Annotated in this window: 14 protein-coding genes; 8 read left to right on the top strand and 6 right to left on the bottom strand. The window is 43.7% G+C overall.

The annotated features are described in order from the left end of the window. Positions 1-257 precede the first annotated feature (257 nt). Positions 258-1,289 (top strand): ParA family protein, encoded by a 1,032-nt coding sequence (locus QUA90_RS28505; protein WP_333448576.1) that lies wholly within the window; start codon positions 258-260, stop codon positions 1,287-1,289. 25 nt (positions 1,290-1,314) lie between these two features. Beyond that, positions 1,315-1,890, top strand: coding sequence for a HEPN domain-containing protein (locus QUA90_RS28500; RefSeq protein ID WP_333448575.1), 576 nt, complete (start codon positions 1,315-1,317; stop codon positions 1,888-1,890). Here QUA90_RS28500 and QUA90_RS28495 read toward each other — a convergent pair. Then, the gene (locus tag QUA90_RS28495) at positions 1,887-2,084 is read right to left on the bottom strand and encodes a hypothetical protein (RefSeq protein WP_333448577.1); all 198 of its coding nucleotides are present in this window, start codon (positions 2,082-2,084) and stop codon (positions 1,887-1,889) included. The two genes, QUA90_RS28500 and QUA90_RS28495, sit on opposite strands and share 4 nt — an antisense overlap. A 422-nt stretch (positions 2,085-2,506) precedes the next feature. Here QUA90_RS28495 and QUA90_RS28490 point away from each other — a divergent pair, with 422 nt between their 5' ends. Next, positions 2,507-2,878: a DUF4342 domain-containing protein gene (locus QUA90_RS28490; RefSeq protein WP_333329440.1), complete on the top strand. Its 372-nt coding sequence runs from the start codon at positions 2,507-2,509 to the stop codon at positions 2,876-2,878. A gap of 86 nt (positions 2,879-2,964) precedes the next feature. Here the strand turns inward: QUA90_RS28490 and QUA90_RS28485 are convergent, their stop codons facing one another. From QUA90_RS28485 to QUA90_RS28475, 3 genes are all read right to left on the bottom strand, one after another. Next, entirely contained in the window at positions 2,965-4,296 is a 1,332-nt protein-coding gene (locus QUA90_RS28485; RefSeq protein WP_333448574.1) for a serine hydrolase, read from the bottom strand. A 290-nt stretch (positions 4,297-4,586) separates the two neighbouring features. Next, positions 4,587-4,919, bottom strand: a complete 333-nt coding sequence (locus tag QUA90_RS28480) for a hypothetical protein (protein WP_333329446.1) — start codon at positions 4,917-4,919, stop codon at positions 4,587-4,589. 31 nt (positions 4,920-4,950) lie between these two features. After that, positions 4,951-5,124 (bottom strand): hypothetical protein, encoded by a 174-nt coding sequence (locus tag QUA90_RS28475; protein ID WP_333329449.1) that lies wholly within the window; start codon positions 5,122-5,124, stop codon positions 4,951-4,953. 276 nt (positions 5,125-5,400) lie between these two features. Here QUA90_RS28475 and QUA90_RS28470 point away from each other — a divergent pair, with 276 nt between their 5' ends. Next, on the top strand, positions 5,401-7,266 hold the full coding sequence (locus QUA90_RS28470; RefSeq protein ID WP_333329452.1) for an AAA-like domain-containing protein: 1,866 nt from the start codon (positions 5,401-5,403) through the stop codon (positions 7,264-7,266). Between the two features lie 298 nt (positions 7,267-7,564). Next, positions 7,565-8,161, top strand: a complete 597-nt coding sequence (locus QUA90_RS28465; RefSeq protein ID WP_333329456.1) for a Uma2 family endonuclease — start codon at positions 7,565-7,567, stop codon at positions 8,159-8,161. Positions 8,162-8,174: 13 nt separating this feature from the next. Here the strand turns inward: QUA90_RS28465 and QUA90_RS28460 are convergent, their stop codons facing one another. Beyond that, positions 8,175-8,933: a 5-formyltetrahydrofolate cyclo-ligase gene (locus QUA90_RS28460; protein ID WP_333448573.1), complete on the bottom strand. Its 759-nt coding sequence runs from the start codon at positions 8,931-8,933 to the stop codon at positions 8,175-8,177. Positions 8,934-9,050: 117 nt separating this feature from the next. On the opposite strand from QUA90_RS28460, the gene QUA90_RS28455 reads away from it, so the two are divergent. After that, positions 9,051-11,825 (top strand): AAA-like domain-containing protein, encoded by a 2,775-nt coding sequence (locus tag QUA90_RS28455; protein WP_333448572.1) that lies wholly within the window; start codon positions 9,051-9,053, stop codon positions 11,823-11,825. 230 nt (positions 11,826-12,055) lie between these two features. On the opposite strand, the gene QUA90_RS28450 is transcribed toward QUA90_RS28455, so the two are convergent. After that, on the bottom strand, positions 12,056-12,520 hold the full coding sequence (locus QUA90_RS28450; protein ID WP_333213399.1) for a COP23 domain-containing protein: 465 nt from the start codon (positions 12,518-12,520) through the stop codon (positions 12,056-12,058). A gap of 345 nt (positions 12,521-12,865) precedes the next feature. Here QUA90_RS28450 and QUA90_RS28445 point away from each other — a divergent pair, with 345 nt between their 5' ends. Beyond that, positions 12,866-13,363 carry an HNH endonuclease gene (locus QUA90_RS28445; protein WP_333082663.1) on the top strand — a complete coding sequence of 166 codons (498 nt, stop codon included), beginning with the start codon at positions 12,866-12,868 and terminating at the stop codon, positions 13,361-13,363. Positions 13,364-13,609: 246 nt separating this feature from the next. Continuing rightward, positions 13,610-14,884: a bifunctional oligoribonuclease/PAP phosphatase NrnA gene (locus tag QUA90_RS28440; RefSeq protein ID WP_333448571.1), complete on the top strand. Its 1,275-nt coding sequence runs from the start codon at positions 13,610-13,612 to the stop codon at positions 14,882-14,884. Positions 14,885-15,158 lie beyond the last annotated feature (274 nt).

Raw genomic sequence — 15,158 nt, 5'->3', positions numbered from 1 at the left:
GTTTTTAGCTGGCATTTTTGTATAAATTGACTAAACTAATTTTTTATTATACCCTATTTAAAGGCACAACAGCTTATAATAAACCTGGTTTAATGGTTTAATTTTTCGTGAATGACAACAAAAATCAGGGTTGACAAATAAAACAGTATGCGGTAAGTTGATATTAACCTATTATTTAGACAGCTTTGGACAGTCTAAATAATAGGTTATGTTGCTCCGCTCAGAATGAAAATTATCAGAATTGGAAGAGGAAGTATATGACTAAGCGAGTAGTTATTTTTAATCACAAGGGTGGAGTCAGTAAAACTACCTCTATATATAATATTGGATGGATGCTGTCAAAAACTTATAACGTTCTAGTCGTAGATGCTGATCCGCAATGTAATTTGTCGAGCCTACTTCTAGGCGATGATTTTGAGAAGTATTATTTCGATGATTCTACTAAGCAGCACAATATTAAAGATGGCGTTCAGGTTGCTTTTGGCGGGAAACCTTATCCAATCAAAGCTGTAAATTGTTTTTCGCCAGCCAGGGCTCCGTCTTTATATTTACTTGCAGGACACGCCAATTTGTCAGAATATGATGCAGCATTGACATTTGCTCAGACCTCCAATAATGCCATAACAACGCTGCAAAACTTACCTGGTGCATTCTCTCACCTAATTAAACTTACTGAAGAGAAATATTCTATTGACTATACGTTAATAGATTTGAATCCAGGTCTAAGTGCAATTAACCAAAATTTGTTTTTATCAGCTCATGCTTTTGTAATTCCTACTAATCCCGACCCATTCTCAGTAATGGCGATAGAAACTTTAAAGAATATCTTGCCCAAATGGGTTTCCTGGAAAAAAACTGCTGTTCAGCTATTCGCTGATTCTGCATATCCATTGCTAGAAGGAGAACCTAAATTTATTGGAACCTTGATTCAGCGATTCAACGTTCGTAAGGGACTTGCGGCAAAACCCTACAGAGATAATATTACTGAAATTAAAGAGAAGATAAGTGGAGAGTTTTTTGAGTGTATTTCTAAGGTAGGAATGACCCTAGCTCCTGAACTGTATACAGAGGCTTTTATTGAAAGTAGTTACTGCCTTGATGAAATACCAGATTTCCAGGGTTTACTGCCAAAATCATACAAAGCTGGGGTACCTGTTTTTGAATTATTGGATAGTGAGATAAAGCAGACTGGTCCTATTTTAGAGACTATGAAAGAAAAAAGGGATTTATTTAAAACAAAATTCCAAATATTAAATACTAAATTGATTGAATTATTACGTTATGTATAGTGCATTGACGATCTTTAAGGCAAACATGGAAGACGCAAAAAACTTAACTTTACTATATGAATATCTAGAAAATTCCATAAAATCGCCATTTTCATTTGATGACCTATTGCGAGCTCAAATAGTCTACTCTGTAAGTGCTTTTGACAAGCTTATGCATGATGTTATTCGCATAGGGATAATGGAAATTTTCACTGGTAAGAGAAAGCCCACGCCAAAATATCTGGCAGAATCAATATCAACATCAATTTATAATGAACTGATTTCTGCAACAGTTCCTCCAAAGGAACACATATTTGAACAAGCAATTGTTAAGAAACTTAAGACTATTTCATATCAAGATCCAGAAAAAGTAGCCGAAGGACTAAGCTACATATGGGAGGAAAAGCAAAAATGGCAAAAAATTGCCCAAAAAATGGCTATAGACGATAAAACTGCTAAAACAACACTAAAGCTAATAGTAGATAGAAGAAATGCAATTGTTCATGAAGCTGATATTAATTTCTCAACAAATCAAAAATATTCAATCAGTATGACTGATTGTCAATCCATAACAGAATTTCTTTATAGGTGTGGAGAAGGGATTGTTGCTTTGGTAGTTTAAAAAGCTAACAATGCGTACTGTAAAAAGCACGATCGCTCAATTCGATCGCTCTGACTCTCGGTGTCATGCCCGTAAATTGCCGAAACTGTGTGCTGCGAATAACTGTGGCTGTTGAACCCACACTCGAAGGCAATGCCCATAATCGCTCTCGAAAATTTCAACAACTGCTTTGCCCGTTCTACTCGTTGGGCGATCGCGTATTGATAAGAAGTCGTGCCGATCGACTGCTTAAACAGATCAGCGAAAAGTCGGTTAAGGTTATCTGTTTTCAGCCGACATTAGGCAAGGAAAATGGTTGGCTTTGTGGGTAAGTGCCAGCGATCGCCGATCGGTGTTCAACTTAAAAATTCAACACAGCAGCCACCTTGACAGGGCTGGGAATACGCACCTTACTTGTATCTAGAGACGGGTTGTTTCAACAATATCTTCTCTATCTTTAGGAATACATACACCCGCCCTGATTTAACGCCACAAAAATAAAGTTTTGAGTAAAAAGACGGGGGTGGAAAGTACGAATGCAGATTGTAGGGTTTCCTTGCCTGTCATTCCCAAGTGCGATCGCCGAAGATAAGGGTATAGAAATTAAACGGCTGGTTTTCACCCGCCCTTACACAAAATGAACTTACAAAAAGAACAACAAGTAACAATTCTACAAGACGAAACAGCAGCGACTGGAAATTCAGCCAACCCAACAGTTGAAAGTCATGTATTCGCCTCAGAATTTGCAACAGAGGAAAAAGTCAGAGTGGAAGAATTTAAGATTAGCGGTGACAGCCTAATTGGTAAAGTCAAAGAACTAATTCAGCAAGGAAAACTCCGCCGCCTTGTCATCAAAAACTCGCAAGGGCGGACTTTGGCAGACATTCCGCTGATGGCTGGATTGGTGGGTGGCGTTGCAGGCTCAGTAGTCTTTCCAATTGCTGCTGTACTTGCTACAGTGGGAGCAGTTGTGGCTCATTTGACTGTAGCCATCGAGCGCAAAGAATAGTCATTAGTAATTAAAAATCTTCTCTTCAAGTCCGCGAAGGCGGACTTTGTTTGTTTAGTAGCGATTTCAATCGCCGAATTGTCTGATCAACGCAAATTATCCGGTACTCTCGCCGCAGGTTGGTCTAAATAATTGTAAACAATCCGGGAAATCCGGCGCACAAAATCTCTCACAATCGGGTCATTGTAAGGACGTTTTACAAAAATTGCCGCTAAATAACGCTTACCGTTGGGCATATCAATAATTCCCGCATCGCCAACTACAAAGCCAATATCTCCGGTTTTGTCAGCAATCACGGCTCCCGGCCCCAAACCGGAAGGCAACAGCGTTCTAGTTGTGGTGTGTCGCAGTAATTCTAACGCTTGTTCCCGACTCGATTCAGAGACTAATTTATCGCCAGACAGCATCGCCAGCAACTTTACCATATCCACAGAACTTGTGGTATTTGTTCCTTGAAAATCGCCGAGCCAATTGCGAATTCTGGTGTCAGTTAATCCCCAACTGCGAAAACGCTCGTTGAGTTTAGCAATTCCCCCCAAACGTTCAATAATCATGTTGGTGGCTGTATTGTCGCTGATGGTAATCATTTTATCTACGGTTTCTCTGATGCTAAACCGAGTGCCATTTGGTTCGTCTTGCATAGTTCCAGAACCGCTGGCTACTAAGTCGGACTTCATAACTAATGTTTCGTCTAGGCTAACTTTTCCTGCGTCTACATCTTGATAAAAGGCTATCAGAATAGGTAATTTGATGGTACTCGCGGCCGGAAATACTCGATCGCCTTTGATATCCAAATAGTTTCCTGTATCTAAATCCAGAAAAAACATTCCGGCGCTCAGGGATCTATACTGTTCGATCGCACTTTCGATTTGAGGCTTGATGGCTGTCATTTCCGAGCCTGTTGACAGCCCCAAATCAGCCGAATAGTTTCTCTGATTTCCCGGCGAAACAGAGGGCGTAACTTGAGCTGTTGTTTGTTCTATCCGGGTAATAGCTGTTGGTATAAAAGACTCGTTCCCCGCTATTTGCTCTGGATTTGGCAACTGAAACGACCAGCGCGTGGCAGATTCTCTAATGACTCGGACTTTTTGCGGGTCTAACTTATAACCGGGAGTTAATTGTATCACTAACCTGGTAGTTTCCGTGTCAAACTGCCCGACTCTAATCTGTTGAATAGCTGAATTGTAGCTTTGAGGACTTTCGGGATACTCCAAGACTATTCCCGGCAAATCAATTACTAAGCGGGTGGGATTAGCAATGAGTTTAACTTCCGGCTGCACTCCTGAATCTGTGGTTAAATTGAGTTGGTTTTCCTTGGGATCGAAGTGCCAAGATGTTAGTGTATCAGCTTTTGCGGGCAGGGCGATCGAGAAAAGACTAAGGGCGGCCGGCAACAGCCATCGCAGTTTTAGAGTCATGTTTGAAGAGAAAGAGTTTACGGCTGCAACGAGAAAGCGGCTGAAAAAACCTGATCAACCGCTTTCGAGACGAAGCACATAGCATCATACAGTCAAATCTTGCCCGCAGCCGTAAGTTTTTTATTTGCTTTGAGAGTATTGCGTTTCCGGGACTGATATCAGATCCGGTTCTATTACCCCTTTTTCTTCTTGTCTCGCGCAGGCGGACGAAAGTTTGTACTGTCGCGAATTCTCTGGGCAGAATTCTTGTTTTGTAGGCACAAATTTTATTCACATGAGATGAATTCAAGTTAGGCGACTTCCCGATTTCTAGCATCTTCGAGTGAGTCGATCGCAGCTTTGAGAAAAACTTTTCCTTTCGCAACAAATCGGCGATCGCTCAAAGGATCGTAAGCTTCCCAATTACCGCTAACTTCGCGATCTCGCCACAAAAACCAGCAGCGGTAGATTTCCCCGCTATCTATATCATCGCACAAAGCCAGCCAATCATCCCCCGTGAGAGCGCTGGCATCTAATGCTACCAATTCCATCCATGCAATTGCAGTGCAGGCATCGATCGCCTCAGCATCAACGGAGTCAAATTTGGTAGCTATAGGTTGCGGCGAACACAGTGTAGACTTCATAATTTCTCCTTAATTAAATGAATGAATTTGCCTATTTATGCAACTGGCCCGGTATACCAAGTGGAAAAACTGTGTTTTGATAAATTTCTGGTTCGTCAAATTTACCAGCGGCTGATGCTTCTGTTAAATTATTAAGTGTATTAATTGTGAAAATGGCGGCGGTTCCCAAAGCGGCCATTGCCAGTCTGTGTAAGATTTTGCTCATTTGGCTGCTCCTTTTTTGCTTGGTGTATCTACTCTAAAAAGTTAAGTGGTGAGTAGCGGCGGAGATTGGGGAGTTAAGAAAAACTTTTTCTCATCAAATATATTCAACTGTTGAAGCCGTTATCAGGACAGAGTTTGAGGAGTCGAGCGCCAAAAAAACCTCCCCAAGTAAAATTCCTTAAATTCCGGCTGGCTGATTATCTTCCTTAAAATCGCCCAAAATAGGAACTTAAGGGGTTAAAATTTCTAGATTCGTTCCCCTTTCACTGCAAGCGAAGTGCTCAAGTCAACACGCGATCGCGGTCGCATTCTCACTGCCTCTGGCTTAAAGAAACTTAACGAGGCGCTCCAAGAATGGTCTGACCGATATAACATTAGAGGTACTCTGACTGAAATCGAGGCTGAATCTGGCGTCGGTGCGGATACAGTCAGCAAAATTAAGCAGGGTAGAGAAGGTGCGGATTTGAGTAAAATTCGCCAGTTGTTCGCGGCTTTTGAGATGACTCTGGCTGCTAGCGACCATCGATCGGCTAAACTTGAGGAACCGACAAATTTAGACGAGCTGGACAATTCGCCGGCAGGGGAAGATACAGCCAGCAACAGAATTGTTAAAGTATTTGTCAGTTATCGCAGCGCCGAACCCGATCGCGAGTTAGGAAAACAGTTGGAAATGGCTTTAAGCGCGATCGGGCATACAGTTTTTACAGCAGAAAATAACATTAGATTAGGAGATAATTGGTTCGATCGCATTAATTCATTCCTCCAAGAATGCGATTATTTGCTGCTACTGTTGCCACCAACGGGAAATCAAAGCGAACTGCTAACATATCAAGTTCAGCAAGCAAAAGAACTGCAAGACTCCCGCCCTGACAAGAAACCAATAATTCTCCCCATCCGCGTCGGTTTTCCGCTGAATGCGCCTCTAAATCACGACTTGCGGGGCTATCTGTACCGCATCAAACAGAGGGAATGGAAAACCACCGCCGACACTCCAATTATTATCGAAGAAGTCCTGAATTTACTAGCAGAAGAACCCGCACCAGTTACCGAAGAAACGGAAAGTTTAACACAAAAACAGCTATTAGAAATTAGCAGCGACGAAATACCTCTACCCGCCGCTGAACCGGAATTACCGGGAGGACAAGTGGATGTCGCTTCTCAATTTTATGTAGAACGCCCGCCCATCGAAGAACGCTGTTATCAAACTATTGTGCAGCCCAGCGCCTTAATTAGAATCAAAGCACCAAGACAAATGGGCAAAACTTCCTTGATGGCAAGAATTTTGCATCACGGAGCCCGTCAAGGGTATTGCACAGTGCCACTAACTTTTCAGTTAGTAGATAAAGCCGTATTCGCCAACTTAGATAAATTCTTAAAGTGGTTTTGCGCTTACGTCGGCCGCGAGTTGCACTTACCCAATCAATTAGATGATTATTGGGACGAGATATTTGGCAGCAAAGTCAACTGCAAAGATTACTTTGAAAAATACATTTTACCACAAATCGATAGTCCTTTAATTTTAGGATTAGACGAGATCGATCGCGTTTTTCAATATCCCGACATTGCCGAAGACTTTTTAGGACTGCTGCGGGCGTGGCACGAAGAATCCAAGCGGCGCGACATCTGGAAAAAACTGCGATTAATTGTAGTTCACTCCACCGAAGTTTACATCCCAATGAACATCAATCAATCGCCTTTCAACGTCGGACTGCCCGTAGATTTGCCCGAATTCAACTCTCAGCAAATACAAGATTTATCAGCGCGCCACAACTTAAATTGGTCTAATGCAGAAGTTGAAGAATTAATGGCAATTGTCGGCGGACATCCGTATTTAGTGCGAGTTGCATTATATCACATTTCGCGATCGCATTTGACACTCGATGAATTAAAAGAAACTGCGATCGCAGATGCGGGAATTTACAGCGACCATTTGCGCCGGCAGTTGTGGAATTTGGAAGAATATCCTGAGTTGGCGCAGGGGATGAGAGAGATTGTGGCTGCGGACTCTCCGGTGCAATTAAAGGCAATGCAGGCTTTTAAGTTGGACAGTTTGGGGTTGGTGAGATTGCAGGGGAACGAGTGCATTCCGAGGTGCGAACTGTATCGACAATATTTTCGATCGCACTTGAGCGCGATCGGGTAAAATTTGGTCAGTAACTGCGGTAAGTAATAATCAGGTGAATGATAGCCATGAACGATATTTTTTTGATAACTTCCGATAATTGGCTAGATTGGATAGCCGTATTTGGTTATCTAGCTTTTACAGCTTTCATTGCATGGCGCGTGTTCACCACAAAGTAGATATATTATGAAGTTACCTTCTTCCTTTTTTTCTTTCTTACTTCGCGTCCTAGCGCTTACGCGCCGCTTCGCGTAACGCGTCTTCACGGTTCGTTAAATAAAAACTAAAATAAGACAACAATTAACTCGGCTATACAGTTATGTCGCCCGTCGAAAGTGTTGCAGCAATTCCGAACGATCTGATTTTCCGCTTGAGCATCGAGCAGTATCATGCGATAATTCAAGCTGGTATTCTCACGGATGATGACTCTGTAGAATTGCTGGAAGGTTGGCTGGTTTTCAAAATGCCAAAAAATCCACCGCATCGAGCAACAACTCGTCTTGTCAGAACAGCTTTAGAGAATATTTTACCCCCTGGTTGGTATGTCGATTCTCAAGAACCCATCACGCTATCCAATAGCGAACCTGAACCTGATCTAGTGGTTGTCCGAGGAGATACGCGACAGTATCTCGATCGGCATCCGGGTGCGGAAGATATTGCCCTGATTATTGAAGTATCCGATACGACGCTTCAACGCGATCGCACTGTCAAAAAACGGATTTATGCCCGCGCTGGAATTTCCATTTATTGGATTGTGAATCTTGTGGAAGAACAGGTTGAGGTGTACTCTCAACCAATTGCTGAAGTTGAGCAGCCAGATTACAGTCAAAGATTAGATTTCGGGCGATCGGCTGTTATACCGATTATTGAAGGGATAGAAATTGGGGCGATCGCTGTGAATTCTCTTTTGCCTTAATTTTGATTGAAAGCTATTTGTTAGTGGTTAATTGCTCTCTAAACTTTCGCAAAATTGGAATTTGTGCCAACTGTTCCGGCCGTATACTATCCCAGTCTAACCCAATTGGACGCGGATAAGTTGTATTAGTTTCAATTACCTCCTGGGCAGTAACAATCCAATTCAGCGCCCAATCGTGAGCTTGCATTGGTAAACGCGAATCTGCGACTATTTGCAAAGGATGCACTGTTGTTACAATTGGCGTATCGATTTGTACTAACCCGAATTCCTTCAACATAGCCAATTCCAAATCGGCAAATCCTGCACCTTTCCCGGTTCTTCCACCGTTGCGCGCTGCCGCTACGCAGCCGACTATTACTAAATCAATTGGCTCCATTTCTTCAAAACTTACCAATTTTCCGCAAGCGAGTGCTTTGCGGGCGATCGCACTTTCGGCAATTGATATATTTTGCCGCTGCAAATCATCAGCAGTTAACTCTACAAAACAGCGATCGTCTGTCAATCGCGGTACTGCCATATACAGGCGTTTTCCATCTTGCAAAGCTCGCATCCGCACCGGAATTTGCGCCGAATCTGGATTGCACTTAATCGTTTTTGCTTGTTGCCATATTGGTAAAGTTGCCAATCTTTCGGCAGCCAAATCAGCATCGACAAAGTTGGGAATATGACCAAACGGATCGCCAATAGATGCGGCTTGGTGCTTCAGCAAAGACCAAATTTCAGCTCTTAAGTAGTCTTTGTCTTGGTGATATCCACTCCAATCAGTTTTCATGCTGTATTGTGCTACAATTTATTATACAAAATTATGCTTTAATACCGCCTCACTTCTTGAGTCCGCGAAGGCGGATTTTGTTTGTGTAGTAGCGGTTTCAACCGCCGAATAACTTATATGAATTTTACCACAAAGCCCAGTTACTATCAAGTCGGCGGCAGTCTCACCAATAACGCTCCCAATTATGTGAAGCGGCAAGCCGACGACGACCTTTATAACGGATTGAAAGCCGGGGAATTTTGCTATGTTTTGAATTCGCGCCAAATGGGCAAATCTAGCTTGCAGGTGCGGACAATTCAGCGGCTGAGAAATGAAGGAATTGCTTGTGCTGCGATCGACATTTCGGAAATTGGCAACCGCGGCGTTACTCCCGAACAGTGGTATGCTGGTTTGCTACGCATTCTCGAAAATAACTTTAACCTGTCGGATATTGTCAACGTGCGTACTTGGTGGCGCGATCGCAATTTTTTAACCCCGGTTCAAAGATTGAGCGAATTCATCGAAACCGTACTTTTACCCAACATTACCAGCAATATTGTCATTTTTATTGACGAAATCGACAGCATTCTCGCCCTAGATTTTCCCGCCGACGATTTTTTAGCCTTAATCCGATCGTGCTACAACAAGCGCGCCAACAATTCAGAGTTCGATCGCCTAACTTGGGCCCTCTTAGGCGTAGCATCGCCGACGGATTTGTGCCGCGAGCAAAATGCCAGCAGCAATACCCCTTTTAATATTGGCAAGGCGATCGAATTAACTGGTTTTGACGAAACAGAAGCTCAACCGCTAGCAGCAGGGTTGGCAGACCTGACAGATAGCCCTCATGAAGTTTTGAGAGAGGTTTTGTATTGGACGGGCGGGCAACCTTTTTTGACTCAAAAGCTGTGCAAACTTCTGCTAGAAAATCCACAATTAATCCCGAATTTACCCCCCCCAGCCCCCCCTTGCCAAGGGGGGGAGAAAGATGCTGCCACCGCTTGCCAAGAGGGGGAGAAAGATAAAATTCACACTTCTCAAGAGTGGGTGGAGAAAGTAGTGCGCTTGAAAATCGTGGAGAATTGGGAAACTCAAGATGTGCCCGAACATTTGTCCACAATTCGCGATCGGCTTTTCAGAGAAAACCAACGGATTGTCAGGAGACTCGGATTGTATCAGCAAATTTTAGAACAAGCTGAAATTGTCCCCGATGGTAGTGCCGAACAAATGGAATTACGATTAAGCGGATTAATCGTTAAGCGTAGGGAAAAATTAACAATTTCTAATCCTATTTATCAAGCTGTATTTAACCAAGACTTAATTGAACAAAAATTAGAAAAACTCTCGCCTTACTCCGAAGCCATCAAACTCTGGCTCAATTCTAGCTGTGAAGATGATTCCCAACTGTTGCGAGGAGATGATTTGCAGTCAGCATTAGTTTGGGCGACAGGGAAAAGTTTGAGAAACGAAGATTTTCAATTTTTGACAGCCAGCCAGAAAGTTATTTTGAGCGACCAAAATCAACTGCTGCGTTCAGCTACACTAGAAACTAAAAAAGCTGTCTGTGATGCCGAAAAAGCTTTGAGTGAAGCTCACTCTGCCAAACAAAAAGCCAAACAGTGGATCGGCATCGGTTCTGCCGTACTGGCAGCATCGTTACTGGCAGCGATCGGCTTTTCAACTCTTGCTTACCAGCGGTTTAAATTAGCACAAGCAAGTATTGAAATCGAACAAAATGGCAGCGATGCTTTATTGTTAGCGGTATCTCAAAAAACCGAAAACACGGAAGCTTTATCAGAAGCTTTACTGAGGGCGATCGCCTCCGGTAAAAAATTAAAAACATTGGTTGAAAACAAACCTAAGCTAGAACAATACCCAGCAACTAGACCGCTGTTAGCCTTACAAATAATTCTCGATGAAATTAGTGAAACACAGCAGGTAAAAGCCTCATCAAGTCCGCAAATAAAGATCCAGTGGCAAGCTCATAAAGGTGCAGTTACCAGCGTCACTTTTAGCCCAACTAGGCAAATTTTAGCAACCGCCGGAATAGACGATACAGTTAGGATGTGGAACTTCTCCGGGAAAAAAATTGCTGAATGGAAAGCTTTACAGCGGTCAGTTAATATGGTAAATTTTAGCCCAAACGGTAATTTTTTAGCGACAGCCGGAAGGGATAACACGGTTAAAATATGGAATTTATCAGGTAAAAATATTTCTACTTTGAAAGGAATCCAAGGCTCTGTTACCAGCATCAGTTTTAGTCCCGAAGGAAAGTTATTAGCCGCGGCAGGGATAGACAGCTATGCTGCAATTTGGGATTTGTCTAAACTGCCACAATTAGTATCACCTAGCCAGAAACTCCCAGGTCACAACGGCTTAGTGAGAAGCGTAAATTTTAGCCCAAAGGGCGATTTCATAACGACTTTAGATGGCAAATCTACAGTGCGACTTTGGAATTTGTCGGGCAAGCTAAAAAAAACACTGCCTGTTCAGGCAATTGGGATCAGTTTCACTCCGGCTCAACACCAGTATCGCTTTGCTACAGTAACATTGAATGGCAAAGTTGGGCTGTGGAATCTGTCAGAAAAAGAATTAGTTAAGGAATTTCAAACCTTGCATTTTGATGCGAAATCAATTAGTTTTAGCCCCGACGGAGAACGGCTGGCTACAGTGGGAATTGACAAGACTGTACGGCTGTGGAATTTAGCGGGGCGGCAGGTTGCTCAATTTGAGTTCGAGGAAAATGTTGTTAGTGTCAGTTGGAGTCGAGACGGAAAGCAAATTGCTGTAGCTGGAAGCAACGGCACTGTATGGTTGAGGCAGGTTGAAGGTTTAGAAGAATTGCTGAAGCAAAGCTGCAATTTTTTCGCCACTCAACCGAAGTATTTTACAAGAGTTTCAACTCTCTGCAAGTAGGACACGGCAATGCCCATTAGTCCGTTAGTCATCCATCAAGTCCGCCAGGGGTTGAAACCCCTGTCTAATAGCGAAAGTCCTCTCAAAGAGGACTGAAGAGAAGAATCTCAACTCATTAGTCCTCTTTTAGAGGACTTTAGCTTTGAGGCAGGGGTTTCAACCCCTGCCGGACTATTGGTTGTACCTTAAGTTGACACCTATGGGCATTGCCATGTCCCTACTAATGACTATCAATTTACCTTAACAGGCGAAACACTTACATTAGGATTTGTGACTCTTCTTAAGAGTTCTTGTCGAGCTTGTTCTGGATTTTGGCCTTTGGGTACTTGATATAATAATCTACAGGAACCGTCTTGAGGATTAGCTGCACAAATAATTAGTTGACCGGTGGGCGATGCACCTGCTGTGACAATATTCTCCCAAGTTCCTTGCGGTTGTGAGTTGTTGAGAATTCCTGAGACTCTGGTGCACCGAGTAATCGCGTCTTCTCCTGATTCATTGAAATAGTTATCAGCTAGCCACAAAATAACGGGAATATTTTTGCCTTGTTGGACAGCAATTGTAGCTGGGCGACCGCCAGCAGCGCCACAGAAGAATGAAGGCGTTTGAGCAAAGGCTGGACTGTTTGCTAAAATCGGAGCAACAAGGGCAATAATTGACGCGCTAAAAGCTGACTTTAAGAGCCGAAATTTCATGAGCAGTAATAAGCTTTTTCATTTAAGGTTACTAATAGTCTAAAAAGTTAAACTGTTTGTTGCCGGGAAGATTAGGCATTTAGAGAAAAAAATAAAGTTTATTCTGCAAATTTTTGCGATCGCACACACTGGCCTCATCTAAGCCAAAACTCAGGGAAAAAAGCTCGCTGACAAACACCAAAAGCAGAAAACAGGTGCAGCCACAGGGGGCGCAAGCGCAAAGGTATAGGGTAAAGGAGTGGTTTTGCACCGTTTTTTGCGCTCCCCTCGCTCTTTCTGAGGTTGTCCCACCTAAAGGGGAACCTGTGTTAACATCGAAAAAAATATTCTCTTTAATAATCAACAATGGGCAATGTTCTGGTGCTGAACGCCTCCTACGAACCCCTTAACATCACCAATTGGCGAAGGGCGGTAGTTTTGTTGCTAAAAGGAAAAGCAGAACAGGTAGAACACAACGGGAAATTTATTGCGCCAAACTTCCCGCTACCAACTGTGATCCGACTGCGGCATTACGTCCGAGTTCCCTATAAGGATATTCCGCTGACCCGCCGGAACATCTTGCACCGGGACGCACACTCTTGTCAATACTGTAGTTATGCGGGGGACGATTTAACCCTCGATCATGTGATTCCCCGATCGCGCGGAGGAGGCGACAGTTGGGAAAACCTCGTCACCGCTTGTGTCCGCTGCAATGTCAATAAAGGCAGCCGCACGCCAAAAGAAGCGGGAATGTCGCTGCGCTATCCACCTAGGAAACCTCACAGCGGTCTTTATTTTGAAGTGACTAAACACGTTAAGAGCGGTATGCACAAAGAATGGCAAAAATATGTAATTGGCCTTTAAAACCCCTGTCAGCGCAAGCGCGGGGGTTTTTTGCGGAAGTTCTGAGTCCTGAGATTGCTTCGTTCCTGGGAACGCACACTCTCTGCATGAGTTAAAAAGTTAAACAGTTAAAGAGAGAATTTACGCTCTTAAATCGGGTTTCTAGTAAGAAGTATGGGCTTTGACAACAAGGCATCTACAAAGAAACCGGGTTTAAGATAGAATGTCGCGCAAATCCTGAAATAGTTAAATTGTTAATTTTTAACGATGAAAGACCATCCCCCTAACAATTCCGATGAAACATCCGGCAACCGCAAAGTTGAGCTTGAGCCCAGCAGCGAGGTTGTAGCCGAAGTGAATGCGCCTGGGAAACGGCGCAGCAAAGCCGAAGTTGTTTCCGAGGAAAACCGCGGCCGTCTCCGCGAGGAATTGCACGATCGCAAAGTCGATCAATTGCGCCAAATGTTCGATCGGCACAAAGGCACTCGCCAGTTAATATTGCTGCAAGATTTTCCAGACCCCGATGCACTTTCCAGCGCTTGGACTTACAAATTAATCGCCGAACAGTACGATATCCAATGCGAGATTATCTATGCCGGCGCCCTCAGCCACCAAGAAAATATTGCCTTAGTTAAATTGACAGGGTTGCCGTTGCAGCGGTGGACCCTGGAAACAGTAAAAACTAAGGATTTGTCGGTGTTTCAGGGCTGCGCTTTCATTGACAATCAAGGGACGACTTGTAACTTAACCCAGTATATTTTAGCCGCTGGAGTTCCAATCGCCGCCGTCATCGATCATCACAATTTGCAGGGGGAAATGAACGCAGAATTTACCGATTTGCGCCCTCAAATCCGCGCTACAGCCACCATTTTTGCCGAGTATTTACAGTCTGGAATGTTAGCTCTCGACGCCAGCGTCAGTCTGCACATCAAGTGTGCTACAGCTTTGATGCACGGTTTGCGATCGGATACGATCGCCCTCAGACAAGCTCAGGAAGAGGACTTTTTAGCTGCGGCTTATTTGAGTCGGTTTTACGACCCGCAGTTGCTGAATGCAGTGTTACAGTCGTCTCGTTCTAAGTGGGTGATGGACGCGATCGAGCGATCGCTCAAACACCGCACCGTCCAGAACAATTTTTCGATCGCCGGCATCGGCTACCTCCGCTATGACGATCGGGATTCTATTCCCCAAGCGGCGGACTTTTTAGTAACAGAAGAGAACGTACACACAGCAGTTGTCTACGCAATTGTTCACGACAAAGACGAAGAAATTGAAGTAGTAATTGGCTCCCTCCGAACTAATAAACTTACTCTCGACCCCGACGAATTTATTAAAGAAGCCTTCGGTCAAGATGCTCAAGGACGCTTTTTTGGGGGCGGCAGAAGTCAAGCTGGAGGTTTTGAAATTCCGGTGGGATTTCTTTCCGGCGGGAATGAGAAGAGCGATTATGCAAGGCTGAAATGGGAAGTATTTGATGCTCAGATTAAGCAAAAATTGCTGAATTTAATTAGTCCTAAAGACAATCCTGTTTACGATCATTAACTCTGGAGTTTTTAGGTGCGGTCTTAATTCCAGCAACAGCCTGGGAATGCGATCGCTTTTTGACCTCCGCTTGCTACCAGGTGTTGCCGTGTTTTTTTCTCAGTCCGGGCAAAATCTTAACTTGATAATCAGTCCTGCCCGCACTCTAACTCTCATCAACCGGCTTTTTTAAGTCTTATTGAGGGTTTGAACTCACGCCTAGTACAGCTCGGCGTAAGTAGACAGACTATATTTGTGGTAGAATAACATAGTTAGTTTAGACCAGTTTCGGTAG

Origin of the sequence: Microcoleus sp. D3_18_C4, assembly GCF_036702355.1 — a bacterium.
GTDB lineage: Bacteria > Cyanobacteriota > Cyanobacteriia > Cyanobacteriales > Microcoleaceae > Microcoleus.
The sequence above is the reverse complement of the archived record's forward strand: the minus strand, read 5'-3'. Positions and strand labels throughout refer to the sequence as shown.